Origin of the sequence: Micromonospora lupini str. Lupac 08 (genome assembly GCF_000297395.2) — a bacterium.
In the GTDB taxonomy this organism is placed as follows: domain Bacteria; phylum Actinomycetota; class Actinomycetes; order Mycobacteriales; family Micromonosporaceae; genus Micromonospora; species Micromonospora lupini.
Genome location: NZ_HF570108.1, coordinates 2,914,528 through 2,928,277, shown reverse-complemented (window position 1 = coordinate 2,928,277; position 13,750 = coordinate 2,914,528). Strand labels below are relative to the sequence as shown.

Here is a 13,750-nt window from a genome sequence, read left to right as displayed (position 1 = left end):
GACAGGGGACGAAGGTGCGGACCATCCTGGTGGTCGGCGGCGGGTACGCCGGCTTCTACACGGCCTGGAAACTGGAGAAGAAGCTGCGCCGGGGCGAGGCGCGGGTCATCGTCGTCGACCCCCGGCCGTACATGACCTATCAGCCGTTCCTGCCCGAGGTGGTGGCCGGTTCGGTCGAGGCGCGCCACGCCGCCGTCTCACTGCGCCGACACCTCCGGAAGACGGAGATCATCGCGGGCCGGGTGACGGCGGTCGACCACGCGCGTAAGACGGTCACGGTACGCCCGGCCATGGGTCGGGAATACCCGCTCGCGTACGACATCATCGTCGTGACCGCCGGTGCGGTGACCCGCACCCTGGCCATCCCTGGTGTGCGCGACCACGCGATCGGCATGAAGCACGTTGAGGAGGCCGTCGCGATCCGCGACCGGTTGCTGACCGCCTTCGACCAGGCCGCGACGCTGCCGCCCGGGCCGGAGCGCCGGCGGCTGCTCACCGTGACGTTCGTCGGCGGTGGCTTCTCCGGGGTCGAGGGCTTCGGTGAGCTGCTGTCGCTGGCGACGGCGCTGATCCGGCGCTATCCCGAGCTGAGCCTGGACGAGCTGAGCTTCCACCTGGTGGAGGCACGCGACCGGATCCTGCCCGAGGTGACCGACGGGCCCGGCGAGTGGGTCGTGCGCTCACTGACCAAGCGCGGCGCGCGCGTTCACCTGAACGCGCAGCTGCTCTCCGCGCGCGACGGTCACGTGGTGCTGTCCACCGGCGAGGAGTTCGATTCCGAGCTGATCGTCTGGACGGTCGGCAACGCCGCGAACCCGATGGTGCACAACCACAGCGACCTGCCCGTCGACGGGCGCGGGATGCTTGTGGTCCGCGCCGACCTGCGGGTCGGCACCGAGGACGCGCCGGTGCCGGACGCGTGGGGCGCCGGCGACGACGCGGCCGTCCCCGACCTCGCGGCGGAGCGGGCCGGCGTCTCGACAGTGCCCAATGCCCAGCACGCGGTGCGCCAGGGCAAGCTGCTGGCCCGCAACATCATCGCCACGCTGCGCGGGCGGGAGCCGAAGCGGTACGTGCATCACAGCCTCGGCACGGTCGCCACGCTGGGCCTCGGCCGCGGCATCTTCCAGTTCCACCGCCTGGTCATCAAGGGCTTCCCGGCCTGGCTGATGCACCGCGGCTACCACGTGCTGGCGGTGCCGACGTGGGAGCGCAAGGTCCGGGTGCTCGCGGTCTGGGCGACCGCCGCGCTGTTCGGCCGGGACATCGTCTCGCTGACCTCGGTGCAGCACCCCCGGGAGGCGTTCCTGGCCGGCACGCCCGCACCGGCACCCGCGGAGGCGGGTGCTCCGCCGGCGGGTGTCACGGCGGGCGATGCCGCGCGTTCATGACGACGTCGTACGGCGGCTTGCAGCTGCCTGCCACGTGGGCGACGTCACCGCGATCGAGGCTGTCCTCGGCGCGGACGCCGTTGCGGTGTGCGACAGCGGCGGCCGCGTGCCCGCTCCGATCCGTCCGGTGCACGGAGCAGCCGAGGTCGCTCGGCTGCTCCGTGCCCTGCTACCCGGAGCCGACCTGACCGTTGCGAGCGTCAACGGGCACGCCGGACTGGTGATCCGCCAGACCGGGCGTGCCGTCGCCGTGATCGCCGTGACCTGCGACAGGGATCGGGCCGCAGCCATGTGGATCGTGCTGAATCCCGCCAAACTGCGGGACTGGCACCGCAGCTGAACCACCATCGCTGCAGGACGTTCTCGCCGAGCACTACGGCCCCGTTTGATCACATCGGCTTCCCTGCGCGCAGGTGGACGCAGGCATCGGCCCCGCCATCCGGGCCCTCCCGGCAGGGCGGTCGACACATGGGGCGACGCTGACGGAGGGGCGGGCGCAGTAAGGCCGTCAGCTGGTGGGATCGTGCGGATGTGTTCTGGCACGCTTGCCCTGCAACAGTCCCGTGGACTGACCAATCTCGATGAGGTACCCGTCCGGGTCCCGGAGGTAGCAGCGGATCTCAGACTCGCGGTCGATCGGCGGCGTCAAGAACTGTGCGCCGTTCGCCGTCCACTGCTCGTAACAGGCGCGGATGTCGGCGACCCGCAAGTTCAGGAAGATCGATGTGGTGTCGCCGGGTTTGTAGTCGACCACCGAGATTCCGGGCTTGTCGGGGGTGGGCGGGCCACCCGGATTCATGATGATCCACGAATTGGACAGCCTGACGATGCACGGGTTCTCGTTCAGCACGACGGTGCCGCCCAGAACATGGGCGTAGAAGTCGCGGGACCGCGCTACGTCGCGCACCGTGATGAACAGCGTCACCAGAATGCCCTCGGCGGGCGCCGGGAGGTTGGCGAAGTCCGGTGCGGACTCCGACCTGGGATTTCGCCATTCCGGCGGGCGTTGGGACGCCGGCCCCGTCACGAGGGCAGCGCTCGGCACCGCAGCGGACTCGGCCCGGTGCACGAGCCGGCCGAGGTAGAGCAGGAGTAGCGCCAGCACCACCTCGATGCCGAGCCCGGTGCCGACTCCCAGCGCTTCCAGAAGCGAGAAGTGGTCGACGTGCGTGACGTGGTAGGTGAAGTGCGTCGCCGCGTAGATCAAGTAGCCAAGGAGCGCCGACAGGACGACCTTTCTGTCGAGCACCACAGCGGCGAGGTACAGCATGGCGGCCAACGCGAGCCCGAGGCCGCCGACGTCGGACACCAGATGTTCGTTGTACGCAGGGTCGAGTCGCACCGTCGGGAAGTCGTCGTAGAACGATCGGGGAAACACGTACTGCCACACGGAGGCAACCGTCTGCAGCGCGGCCAGGGTAGTAAGCCCGCCACGCAGCCACTTCTTCATCATGGGTACAGCGGTGTCGGTGGCTTGAGGTGTCATGGCTGGAAGACTCTCGGCTCGGTGGATTGTTGACAGGTCTCAGCCACGGAACGCGGCAGCGAACAGCAAGGACGACCCGCGTTCCGGGCTCGATCCATCACTGTGCGGCGTCGGTCTTCGCCGTCTCAGTCAGCCATTGACCGAACCGCAAAGTGCCACGGGGACCCGGCCCGGCGGGAAGGAGGCCACCGTTGGCCATCGACCGCCCCGCAGCTGACGGCCACGGCACGCTGATTACGGCTTTACGCGGGCCCCGAACCGTGGCTACCCGCCGTACGGCCGACGACATCATCATCACCTCAGGCCCTGCCAACTCCGGAACACGCCCCAACGCGGGTCCTTCGGCCAGACGCACCAACTCGGCGGCCACCTCAGCCGCTGCCACCGGTTGAGTACGCATCCGCGGGACAACGGCCACGGGTCCCGGGAAGAGGGTGAGTGACTGCACGGCGAACTCGAAGAACTGGGTGGCCCGCAGGATGGTCGCCGGCACCGGACCGGCGAGCACGAGTCCTTCCTGACGACGCTTACCGTGGTAGTAGCCCCAGTTCACCCGGTCGATACCGACAATCGACAGCAGTACGTGGTGATTGACCCCGCACCGTTGTTCAGCCTTCAACAGGTTCCGCGTGGTCGTCTCGAAGAACCGAGTCGACGCGCGCTTACTTATTGTCTGGATGTTCGACACGTCGACCACGGTCGCCACGTTCCTGAGTGCGTCGTCCAAACCCGCTCCGTTGGTCAGATCGACTCCCTGGGACCGTGAGATCACCACGACGTCATGGCCCGCCGCGCGTGCCCGCTCGACGACCAACTTGCCGACGCAGCCCGTACCTCCAGCCACCGCGATCCGCATCGCGTCACCTTCCTCTCAGCACTATCCAAAGGGCGTCGGCCGGTCCTCGTCGCAGCTCACAACGAGCACGGTGATCGCACGACGGCAACGCCCGCACGGCCGGGGAGATCGCCGAGGCGATCAGAGCAAATCCCATTCCGGTACGAGACCGGCGTCACGGCCGCCTGAGCTCCGGCGGTACGTACTCGAATGTCGGGCCGGCTGTTGTGCTTCCTCCATCGGACATCTGGTTCAGTCCCTGCGCCCTGGCCTTGAGGGCGTACATGGTGCCGGTTGCGACGCCGAGCATCCCCGGGTTGCCGTTGAACGCCTGCTCCAACAGATTCAGCACAGCGCAGTAGGTGTGGTTGAAGTCTTCCTGTGCGGCCCGGATCGGACTACCTGGATCGTGGTCGGCCAGACGTGGGTTGGGCCGCATCGGGTAGACGCCGCCGAGGTCGACCGAGAGAGCCTCGCCGGTGGGCCCGGATTGCGAGGTGTCACCGCGCCGGTATCGCCGGCCCAGCTTGAGTTCCAGCAACCGGTAGTAGTGCGCGACCTCGTCCCGATCGGGGTGCAGGATGTCCTGGTCACCGTCCCAGACCTCACCTCGTGCTGTGCCTTCGCCCTGCTCGACGATCTCCTCCAACGCTGCCATTGCCGAGCTGAGATCGCTGACCGCGATCAGCCGTCCGCCGCTGTGCTGGAACAGACCCGCAGTGACCTGGCGGGCCGGGTCGCCGCAGAAGACCGCCCGCTCGCCGAGTGCAGCGCACAGATGGCGCACTCCTTGCTCGATTGCGCTGTAGAACTGCCCGATCGTTTCGTAACTGTCGTCCTCGGCCGGAGCACCGGGCGGTGCCGGCCGTTCGAGTCGGAGGAACATCTCAAGTGCTTCCGCCCCGAACGGAACCAGCGACAGCTCCAGAGAGCGGTCGCCGTGGGGCAGAAGTCTGGGATAGCCCGGCAGCATCTCCGGCGTGTCCAGCCGAGGGTGTCCGCCGACGGCGTTGAGCAGGTTCGCGGCCAGCGCCAGGTGGATCATCTCTTCGACGAAGACGCTGCCCACGACCTGAACGGCCTCGGGGTTGCGCGATGGGTCGAGCGAATAGAGCGCGCAGAGGTACGGCGGCAGGGTGGCGTGTTCCAGCTCGATCGCCCATTGAAGGTGCTTGCGAAGATCGTCCAGCGTCTCGATCCGCATTGCCGATGGGGCTGCCACTGTCCGTTGCGGTTCTGACTGAGTCGTGGTCGGGTTGGTCATCTTTCCTCCGTGTGCTGCTTGTCCAGGGCTGGGCGGACGACCGCAGGAGCAACTGCATCGAGACCGCGGCCCGGCGAGGCATCGGGCGGCAGTACCCGATGGATCTCGCCGAGCAGCGGCTTTTGTCTCGACGGTGCAGAGCCCACCCAGGCACCAGGCGGCGTCACCTGCACTGTCTGGAGTGGAATCCGAAACCGGTCGGCCACCCGCAGCGGTCAGGCCGTCTCGCGCGTAGCCCCGGCGACTAGCGGGCCAGCCAGTCGCGGTAGGTGGTCGTCGCGAGGGCTGCGCCCTCCGGGGCGAGCAGGACGTCGCCGGGCACGGCGCCGAACATGCCGGCGGCCGGGTCGAGGACGACCGTGCGCTCGTCCCCCTTGGCGGCAAGCGTGATCCGGCCCCACTCGTCGAGGGTGATGACCTCGGGACCGGCCACGTTCCGGGTGCCCTGCAGCGGCGCGCCCACGGCGACCTCGGCCACCGCCTTCGCGACGTCGGCCGATGCCATCGGCTGCACCGGCGTACCGGGCAGCCGCACCGTGTCGCCGTCGGCGGTCCAGGACAGGATCGCGCCGGCGAACTCGAAGAACTGGGTGGCGCGGACGATCGAGTACGGCAGCGGGCCAGCCTTCAGGATCTCCTCCTGCAGCACCTTGGCGCGGTAGTAGGCGAGGTCCGGCACCTGGTCCACGCCGACGATCGACAGGATCACGGCGTGGCCGACGCCCGCGCGCTGCGCCGCCGCCAGCAGGTTTTCCATCGTCGTCCGGAAGAAGTCGGCCGAAGCCTCGTCGAAGGTCGGCGAGTTCGTCAGATTCAGCACGACGTCGGCGCCCTTGAGCCCGGCGTCGAGGCCCTCGCCGGTGAGCAGGTCCACTCCGCTGGACGGAGACAGCGGCACCGCCTCGTGCCCCTCGGCCTGCAGGATCTTGACGACCTGCGATCCGATGAGCCCGGTACCGCCCAGTACGGCGATCTTCATGTCTCTCACACCTCTGTCTTGGTCGGGACGCCGGGCGTCCGCCCGGCTACGCCAGCTATGACCGGACAGCACCGCCGGTTGTGACTCGGATGCACGTCACACACTGGGCGCGTGCCGCTGAAGGGTGAGCAGGTCGGTCAGGCCGAAGCGTGCTCCCGCAGCGGGCAGGGTCGGCTCCCAGTCGGGTTCCAGGCTCAGGTAGCTCGCCGGGTCGGCGCGGAGCAGTCCGATCAGGACCTCCGCCACGATTCGGCCGCCGACCGGGCCGAGCCGGTCGCCGCCGCCGCGGTGCTCGGCCTCCTTGAGGATGTAGAACCACAGCGGGGTGCCGTGCGGCCAGGCCTGTCCCACCTCGTCGGGGGTCAGCGGCGCCGCGCCGACCAGCCGGGCGACTGCCTCGCCGCTGGGCAGCCCGGTGGTTCCGCCGCGCAGTAGGTCGCGTACCGCCAGCGAGCGGTAGGCGGCAGTGTCGACCACGCCGGTGACTCGCTCGGGCAGGCCGATGAGGCTGGCGGCGAGCCGGCCGTCGAGGCGTTTGGCGAGCTGCGCCGGTGGGCGGCCGGGAACATCGAAGATCTGCGCCAGGTCCAGGCGCCGACCGGCGGGCAGCGGGCCGAACCCGACCAGATCGGGGAAGAGCGGCACCGCGGGACCGCCGTCGACGAGCCGGTAGCTGTGCCGGATCTGGCCGTGGCCATAGCGGAAGGCCGCGTCGGCGAACTCCAGCGGAATGTACGCCTGCCCTGACGGCGGCGCGAACCATCGGCCGCCCTCGGCGAGCACCTGCTCGACCAGGCTCGTCCCGACAAGCCTGGGCAGGAAGTCGTGGACCACGTTCCACTGGTAGTGCCAGGTGAGTGTGACCCGCGCCCGGTCGAAGACGTCGGCCTCGGGTACCCCGCCCTCGCGCAGCAGGTCGACCACCTGGTTGTGCGCGTGCAGCAGCGCGACGTGCAGACTCAGCGCGAACAGATGCACGTCGTTGCGCGGATCGCCGATCAGGGCCACGCCCTGCGGGTTGCGCGGCACGTCGCCGCCGTCCTCGCTGAGCAGGAACTTCGCTGGGTCGCCCACGTCGAACAGGTACGGCGAACCGATCGGGCCGTCCGAGTACATGGTCTCCAGGTTGAGCTTCGGGGAACGCGCGTTGCGCAGCGCCTCGGGGTCGACGCCGCCGGTGATGGATGAGCGGTCGGCGGTGATGTCGTGGGCGATCAGCTGGCCGAAGAAGGGCCAACCGGCGGCCTCCGTGGCGTCATCGCCGTCCCGGTTCAACTGGTCCAGGACCGGGGCGGCGTCGCAGATCCCGCCGTCGCCCCCCGCGCGCATCAGCAGCCCGGGGTCCGTGCCCAGCGGGCCCAGGCCGGGGAACATGCGTCCGTATCGGGCCGCCCCGGTGGGCCGGTCCACGGTGCGCACCAGGCTGAGGCAATGGTCGCGGGCGGCCAGGTGGCTACCGCTTACAGGCATCTCGATCTCCGTATCGCTCGGCCGGCCGTGACCGGGCCGTCCTCCAGGGCAGCGCCCGCGCCGAAGAGACTGCACAGGCCCGCCTTCTCGCGTTGGTATCCGCCGGGTCGAACAACCGGTGGATCGATACAGCGAGGGCGACGCCCGTCACCTCTCCCCTGACGTTGCGCTCGAGCCTGGACAGGAAGGCGTCATCGCTGGCCGGGACTTTCCTCTTCTCCACCCGGTATCCGGGTGAACACCAGCAAAGACAAGGCAACCCGACGACCTGTGACACGCCGGCCGAGGTGTCTCAGGACACCGATCTCGGTCTGTCAACGCTGCCGCTGCCTGTCACAGATTCCACGGCTGCCCGGTCTTGGACGGTGACGACACGGAACCCGCAGCCGCGGCCCTCCGCCGGCCACCACGGAGAAGGACAGAATATGACAGCGCCGGATAAAGGAACCGCTACAGGGAAAGGGACGACAGAGCGGTGAGGACCGGTCGACTCGAAGCCTTCAGCGATGGCGTGCTCGCCATCATCATCACGATCATGGTTCTCGAGCTGAAGGTGCCGGAGGACCACAGCCTCAGCGGCCTTCTTCACACGACCGGCGTCGGGCTGCTGACGTATCTCCTCAGCTTCGTCTATGTCGGCATCTACTGGAACAACCACCATCACATGTTCCATCTGGTGCGGCAGGTCAGCGGCGCGGTGCTGTGGGCGAACTCGGCACTGCTGTTCTGCCTGTCGCTGTTCCCGTTCACGACAGCCTGGATGGACGAGTCCAGGTTCGAGCCGACCCCGGTCGTCATTTACGGCCTGAATCTGCTCGCCGCGGCAATCGCATACTTCGTGCTTCAAGCCGTGATCATCCGGCGGCAGGGACCGGACTCGCCGCTCAGGCGGGCCGTCGGCAATGACCTCAAGGGCAAGCTCTCCCCCGCGCTCTACCTCCTCGGGATACTCGGCGCCCTGGCCATCGACCGGGACCGCATCGGCGTCTGGGCTGCCCTGACGTGCTTCGTCGCCACGGCGATCATGTGGATCATTCCCGACCGCCGTATTGACCGGGTAATCCACCAGCACGAGACCGCGGACTGAGGCGAGAAATTGACCGCGTCTGTCGCACTGATCGACAACGGTCCGCCGCCCCTCGGTCCTGGCGCACCACCTCGCGAGCGGTTGCTCGGGTTTGTCGACGGACCGCCCGCCCAACGGCGGGCGGTCCCATCCTTCGAACGACGAACCGTCGAGAGAGTGCACCCATGACTGCCCGACCGGAATTCGCTGTCAATCTGGGCCCACGGCACGGGTGGGACACGCTACGGCTTCAGCACGATCTTTCCTCGCGCATGGCGGGACTCACTCAACTCGTGAGCGGCGGCCGCCTCTTCCAGAGTGAACACGGCAGCGACCGGCACCGTGAAGCGGCCCCGCTCGGCGAGGTCGCCCGCGGCGGCGATTCCTTCGAGAGCCGGTGTGTCCGCGCCGGGGCCAGAGCCGCGGGACAGGTGCACGCCGTACGCTCCGGCGTTGATGTCGGCGATGCTCACCACCCTGTCCGGGCTCGCGACCAGGCCGACCAGGTCGGGTATGGAACCAGAGCCGGCACAGTCGAGTACGACATCCACCCCGTCGGGCACCAGGGCGCCGACCCGCTCGGCCAGCCCGGGGCCGTAGGTGGTCGGGACCGCCCCGAGCGAGGCGACGAAGCCATGGTTACGATCGCTGGCCGTGCCGATGACGGCCGCGCCGCGAGCGACCGCGAGTTGGATCGCGGTCGTACCGACCCCGCCAGCCGCACCCTCGATCAACAGCGTGGTGCCATCTTTCACGCCGAGTCGGTCGAGCACGCGCGTGGCCGTCTCGATGTTGCCGGCCGCACCTCCGGCCTCTTCCCAGCTCAGCGCGGCCGGCTTCGGTGCCCACGCGGCCAGGACGGCGTATTCGGCGTTCGCTCCGCCCATCTGGGCGTAGTCCGTGATCCCGAAAACCTCGTCGCCTACCCGAGTGGTGGTCACTCCGTCGCCGACCTCATCCACCACGCCGGCTGCGTCGACGCCGGGCACGTGCGGCAGTCGGAGCGGAATCCATTCCTGGAATCGGCCGGCGCGGACGTACGTGTCGGCCGGGTTTACCCCCGAGGCCCGAACCGCCACCCGGATCTGTCCCGGTCCGGCGTGCGGTTCCGGTGCCTCCGATACCTCAAGCACACTCGCGGGACCATACTTGGAAAACTGCAGAGCCCTCATGCGCAGGACGCTAACGCACCCTGCTGTCCACCTCCCTGGAAGTGAGAGCAGTGACCGATCGTTTGCCTCACACCCTTCGCTCCGATGCCCTGAACAACCGCGAGCGCATCCTCGATGCCGCCCGCGCAGTCTTCGCCGTTGAAGGTCTGGACGTGCCGATGCGGGAAATCGCACGGCGTGCCAGGGTTGCACCGGCCACCTTGTACCGCCGGTTTCCGACCAAGGAGATGCTGGTCACCGAGGCATTCGCAGAGCAGATGTACGCGTGCCGCGCCGTCGTCGACGAGGGCCTCGCCGATCCGGATCCGTGGCACGGCTTCTGTCTCGTCATCGAGAAGATGTGTGAACTGAACGCGCGTGATGGGGGCTTTACCGCAGCTCTCACCTCAACGTTTCCCCGTGCCGTGGATTTCGACGCGCGCCGCGAATACGCTCTCAGGTCGATCGCCGAATTGGCCCGCCGCGCCAAGGAAGCCGGCCGTCTGCGCCCCGACTTCGCCTTGGACGACGTCATCCTCGTACTCATGGCCAACAGCGGTATCCACGCGTCCTCGCCGGCTGCCAAGGTCACCGCCTCCCGGCGCTTCGCCGCGCTCGCCATTCAGGCATTCCAGGCCAGCCCGGACGCCTCGTCGCTCCCGCCCATGGCGCGGCCGGCGCCCCCGGCATCGGCATCCCGCGGCCAAGGGGGCCAGTACTCCAGCTGCACCTGACGGAGTGGGAGTCGGTGCTGGTGGACGGCGGTCTCGTCGCCCTCGTGCCTCAGCCTGGCGAGGAGGTGTCCGGCTACCGCGCCCCGAAGCAGCGTCGGCCGGTGCGTCGACGTCGCTCCTGCCCGCACACGGACGAGGGTGGCAGCCCGACGAACCCCGACGCCCCGGTGGTGTGGCCGAACTCCGCTCCGAAGGGCATCGCGCCCTCACCGCTGACATTCCAGATGTGCCCGCGATGCGGGCCGGTCACGATGAGATACCAGTACATCCCACAGGCATCCGTGCCGAGCACGATCGATCCATGGTCGAAAACGGGATCGAGCAGCGGCTCGATCTCCTCCGACGGCCGGGAGTCCTCCTCCCACAGCCACGCCTCAGTCAGCGGGAACGAGGCCGCCAACTCGCGCACCGGGCGGTCGTTGCCCCAGTCATCGGGCATCTCGGCTACGCCGAGGAGACCGAAATCCGGTGGTCCGGAGAACGATCCGTCGGCGATCTCCGCGACGAAGGTTCGGTACGGCTTCGGCAGCACGACCTCATGCTCCGCTTCAAAGGCGTGCACCCCTGGCCGGCCCAGCGCCGATTTCGTCCGCGTCGCGCCGGGCATCCTGGGGCTGCTTCACGAGTCAGTTCTGAAGTGAAGGCCAGCGATGGGTGCGATCGCCACCGTCAGGATCGTCGAGGTGGACCGGCCGGGGCGCCGAGTGTGGCTGGAGCCCGCGTCGACGCGTTGATTGGTAGCCCACTGCGAGCCGCCCGACCTACAACGCCGACATCAGCCAAACCCACACCAGTGCGGATCGCGGGACGCTTTGGACGAGACGGACCCGCGTTCGGTTCAGGTGCAGTCGCGCGGATCGCGGCAGAAGAGTGTGTCGACGGTTCGACGCTCTCGCGGCCGCTTGTGATCAGTGTGCAACGACGACGGTGCGTAGGACGCCATCAGCAGGTCTCGGATGCTCGGTCGAAAGCCTGACGAGATCACACCCGGTGGTACTGCACGACGCAGAACTCGTTGTCCTCCGGGTCGGTCATGACGAGGACTGCGCCCTCCTGGTAGTCATGTCGTTCACCTGTCCACCGCCCGCCCAACATCCCGATCCGATCGACCGCTTCGTCAACGTCGATAACGGCGATGTCGAGGTGTAGTCGCGTCTTGCCGGCCTTGGGCTCCGGGACCGGCTGGAATGTCAGCACCGGGCCGCCCCCGGCGACAGTGACACGCCGCCAGCCGGGAAGAGACTCCGTCACGCGTCCGCCAAGCACCACGGACCAGAAGTCAGCCAGTCGCTGCGGATCCCGGCAGTCGACCGTGACTCCGGCAAGGCGGCCCAGTGTCTCCACGACACCGACCATAGCGACGATGTGCAGCCCGCTCCCCCTGGGGCGCACTCATCTCGGCAGATGTGCGCGCTCGTCATCCATGAGTCACCGCTGGAGGGCGCCAGGCTCAGCGCGTCTCGCTGTGGGTCGTGCTGAGCCTCGCGCAGGCCAGCACGGTCAGAGCGGCTCCGAGCAGCAGCGCCGCGACCGCGACGGCGGTCTCGACGTCGGGCCCGGTCTCGACGGCCACGGACACACTGACGCCCGTCTGGTAGAAGGCGTCGCTGCCGCGCGGCTCCGGCCGACTCCGCCAGGCATCGTCCACCGCGAGCCAGGCCGCCGTGGCCAGCAGCGTGGCACCGATTGCGGCGATCGGGGCGGGGCCATGGCGCCGGACCGCGCGGCTCACGACCCAGGCATACCCCCCGAGCACGAGCAACGCCCCCACGGCCACATTGGTGAACGAGCCGAGTAGGGCGGACAGCCCCGACGGGAGGAGTGCGACGAATCCCAGGGTGACCAGCGTGAGCACGCCCACGGCCGGCGCGGCCCGGCCGACCCGGCGCAGCCGATCTCGCGGCAACCGCCCGATAGCGCCGCCGAGGCAGGCGCAGGCCAGGATCAGACAGCTTGCCACGGCTAGCTGTCGTAGGAACTGCGTCCGCTGCCGTACCGGGTCGGTCACCAGCGCGATCAGCTCGCTCGCGCTCCGTGGGGCGTCGCCGAATGGCGAGGCCGCCCATCCCCACATCTCCACGACGCCCGCGAGGGTGAGTAGGAGCAGGCCACCCTGCAGCAGCAGACGTGTCGACCGGGGCACAGCGGGACCGGTCACCGCGGGGTGGACGGCGAGGACGCCCAGCACGACGACGCCGCCGGCCCCGGTCGTCCAGGGGGATCCGAACAGCGCGCCCACGACGGCGATCAGCGCGGCCCCGAGGAGCGGCAGAAGCTGCTTCGCCGAAGGCATCCGCACAGGGTATACAGGCGGATCCCAGACTCGGCGCCCCGCGGCTGGAACCGACTCGATCTTCCAGAATGCCGGCCCGAGCGGTAGCTGGCCGAACGCACTGACATCGGCATGAGTGGACGTCGCGCGACCGACGACCGGGAGAATCACGGGTGACACCTTCGCATCCGCCGAAGAGGTCACGACAAGGGATGCGCTGGCCACGGCGTCGCGAGCGGGATCGGTGTCTCGATGGCGGGACTGCGGGGCACTTCAGCCCCGCTCACCCGAAACCCTCTACGTCGATCTACAGCACTTGCAGCGCGGCGCTGAGGGATGTCTCGTAACTCGATTCCCGTGCTGGCCTGTTCAGGTGAGTCGCACCCCGTCGAGGAGCATGGTCAGGCCTCGCTGGTAGTACTCCTGCTCGTCGGGAAGTCCGAGGAAGAAGTCGGCGGTTTCGGTCAGGTGGGGGTAGTCCTGCGGGGAGAGTGACTTCAGCCGCGCGCGCTTGGCGTTGAGCAGGGACTCCCGCAGGGCCGGGTCGGCGACGGCGGTTTCACCCGGCTGGCGGATCACCAACCCGATCAACGCGTTGAGCAGGAAGATGCTCAGCTGCGCTGCGGCCACCGGCGAGTGTCCCTCGGCGCGCAGAAGTCCGATGACCCGCTCGGCCAGATCGATGCCGGCGTCCGTGCGCATGAAGCGGAGGGGTGCGATCTCGGCGAGGGCGGGGTGCGCGCGCAGGACACGCAGCAGGGCCGCCATCACCGTAGGCAGGTCGGGCTCGCTGTCGGCGGTCAGCTCCATTTCGCCGAGGATCCGCTCGACCAGCGCGTCGAGGAGGGCGTCCTTGCTCTTGAAGTGCCAGTACAGCGCCATGGGAGTGACGTTCCAGTGCCCAGCGACCCGGCGCAGCGTGACGGCGTCGAGCCCGTCCGCGTCCGCGATGGCGAGGGCTGTGGACAGGAGCTCGTCGTGATCGAGTCGCTCGGCGGCCGGGGGTCGGGGTGACATGAGGCTCACTATATCTCGTAAAGGGTGCGGTTGACGATCAAGCAAGGAGGCGTTACCTTCGATATACAAGGTAAATTTACGCCGT

At 68.6% G+C, this 13,750-nt stretch carries 14 protein-coding genes; 4 read left to right on the top strand and 10 right to left on the bottom strand.

Features of this window, described 5'->3' with window-relative positions:
• Window positions 1–14: 14 nt before the first annotated feature.
• Both MILUP08_RS14500 and MILUP08_RS14495 read left to right on the top strand, forming a co-directional pair.
• A complete protein-coding gene (locus tag MILUP08_RS14500) occupies window positions 15–1,391 on the top strand; it encodes an NAD(P)/FAD-dependent oxidoreductase (protein ID WP_007458870.1) in 1,377 nt (458 codons plus the stop codon).
• A gap of 34 nt (window positions 1,392–1,425) precedes the next feature.
• On the top strand, window positions 1,426–1,731 hold the full coding sequence (locus MILUP08_RS14495; RefSeq protein ID WP_237747072.1) for a sigma-70 family RNA polymerase sigma factor family protein: 306 nt from the start codon (window positions 1,426–1,428) through the stop codon (window positions 1,729–1,731).
• 168 nt (window positions 1,732–1,899) lie between these two features.
• On the opposite strand, the gene MILUP08_RS34590 is transcribed toward MILUP08_RS14495, so the two are convergent.
• The 5 genes from MILUP08_RS34590 to MILUP08_RS14470 form a co-directional block, all read right to left on the bottom strand.
• Window positions 1,900–2,877, bottom strand: a complete 978-nt coding sequence (locus MILUP08_RS34590) for a VOC family protein (RefSeq protein WP_007458866.1) — start codon at window positions 2,875–2,877, stop codon at window positions 1,900–1,902.
• Window positions 2,878–2,974: 97 nt separating this feature from the next.
• Window positions 2,975–3,733 (bottom strand): SDR family oxidoreductase, encoded by a 759-nt coding sequence (locus MILUP08_RS14485; protein ID WP_007458865.1) that lies wholly within the window; start codon window positions 3,731–3,733, stop codon window positions 2,975–2,977.
• Between the two features lie 154 nt (window positions 3,734–3,887).
• Window positions 3,888–4,976, bottom strand: coding sequence for a ferritin-like domain-containing protein (locus MILUP08_RS14480; RefSeq protein ID WP_007458864.1), 1,089 nt, complete (start codon window positions 4,974–4,976; stop codon window positions 3,888–3,890).
• A gap of 244 nt (window positions 4,977–5,220) precedes the next feature.
• Window positions 5,221–5,955 carry an SDR family oxidoreductase gene (locus tag MILUP08_RS14475; RefSeq protein WP_007458863.1) on the bottom strand — a complete coding sequence of 245 codons (735 nt, stop codon included), beginning with the start codon at window positions 5,953–5,955 and terminating at the stop codon, window positions 5,221–5,223.
• A 96-nt stretch (window positions 5,956–6,051) separates the two neighbouring features.
• Window positions 6,052–7,425 (bottom strand): peroxidase family protein, encoded by a 1,374-nt coding sequence (locus MILUP08_RS14470; RefSeq protein WP_007458860.1) that lies wholly within the window; start codon window positions 7,423–7,425, stop codon window positions 6,052–6,054.
• A gap of 475 nt (window positions 7,426–7,900) precedes the next feature.
• Here MILUP08_RS14470 and MILUP08_RS14465 point away from each other — a divergent pair, with 475 nt between their 5' ends.
• On the top strand, window positions 7,901–8,512 hold the full coding sequence (locus MILUP08_RS14465) for a TMEM175 family protein (protein WP_007458856.1): 612 nt from the start codon (window positions 7,901–7,903) through the stop codon (window positions 8,510–8,512).
• Between the two features lie 221 nt (window positions 8,513–8,733).
• Here MILUP08_RS14465 and MILUP08_RS14460 read toward each other — a convergent pair whose 3' ends face one another.
• Entirely contained in the window at window positions 8,734–9,663 is a 930-nt protein-coding gene (locus MILUP08_RS14460; RefSeq protein ID WP_007458855.1) for an NADP-dependent oxidoreductase, read from the bottom strand.
• A 50-nt stretch (window positions 9,664–9,713) separates the two neighbouring features.
• On the opposite strand from MILUP08_RS14460, the gene MILUP08_RS14455 reads away from it, so the two are divergent.
• Window positions 9,714–10,376, top strand: coding sequence for a TetR/AcrR family transcriptional regulator (locus MILUP08_RS14455; RefSeq protein ID WP_007458853.1), 663 nt, complete (start codon window positions 9,714–9,716; stop codon window positions 10,374–10,376).
• A gap of 73 nt (window positions 10,377–10,449) precedes the next feature.
• Here the strand turns inward: MILUP08_RS14455 and MILUP08_RS14450 are convergent, their stop codons facing one another.
• The 4 genes from MILUP08_RS14450 to MILUP08_RS14435 all read right to left on the bottom strand — a co-directional run bounded on the left by MILUP08_RS14450 (window position 10,450) and on the right by MILUP08_RS14435 (window position 13,665).
• Window positions 10,450–10,983, bottom strand: a complete 534-nt coding sequence (locus MILUP08_RS14450; RefSeq protein WP_083915845.1) for an SMI1/KNR4 family protein — start codon at window positions 10,981–10,983, stop codon at window positions 10,450–10,452.
• A gap of 374 nt (window positions 10,984–11,357) precedes the next feature.
• On the bottom strand, window positions 11,358–11,720 hold the full coding sequence (locus MILUP08_RS14445) for a VOC family protein (RefSeq protein ID WP_237747071.1): 363 nt from the start codon (window positions 11,718–11,720) through the stop codon (window positions 11,358–11,360).
• A 106-nt stretch (window positions 11,721–11,826) separates the two neighbouring features.
• Window positions 11,827–12,819: a hypothetical protein gene (locus tag MILUP08_RS35320; RefSeq protein WP_007458846.1), complete on the bottom strand. Its 993-nt coding sequence runs from the start codon at window positions 12,817–12,819 to the stop codon at window positions 11,827–11,829.
• A 198-nt stretch (window positions 12,820–13,017) separates the two neighbouring features.
• Window positions 13,018–13,665 (bottom strand): TetR/AcrR family transcriptional regulator, encoded by a 648-nt coding sequence (locus MILUP08_RS14435; RefSeq protein WP_007458844.1) that lies wholly within the window; start codon window positions 13,663–13,665, stop codon window positions 13,018–13,020.
• Window positions 13,666–13,750 lie beyond the last annotated feature (85 nt).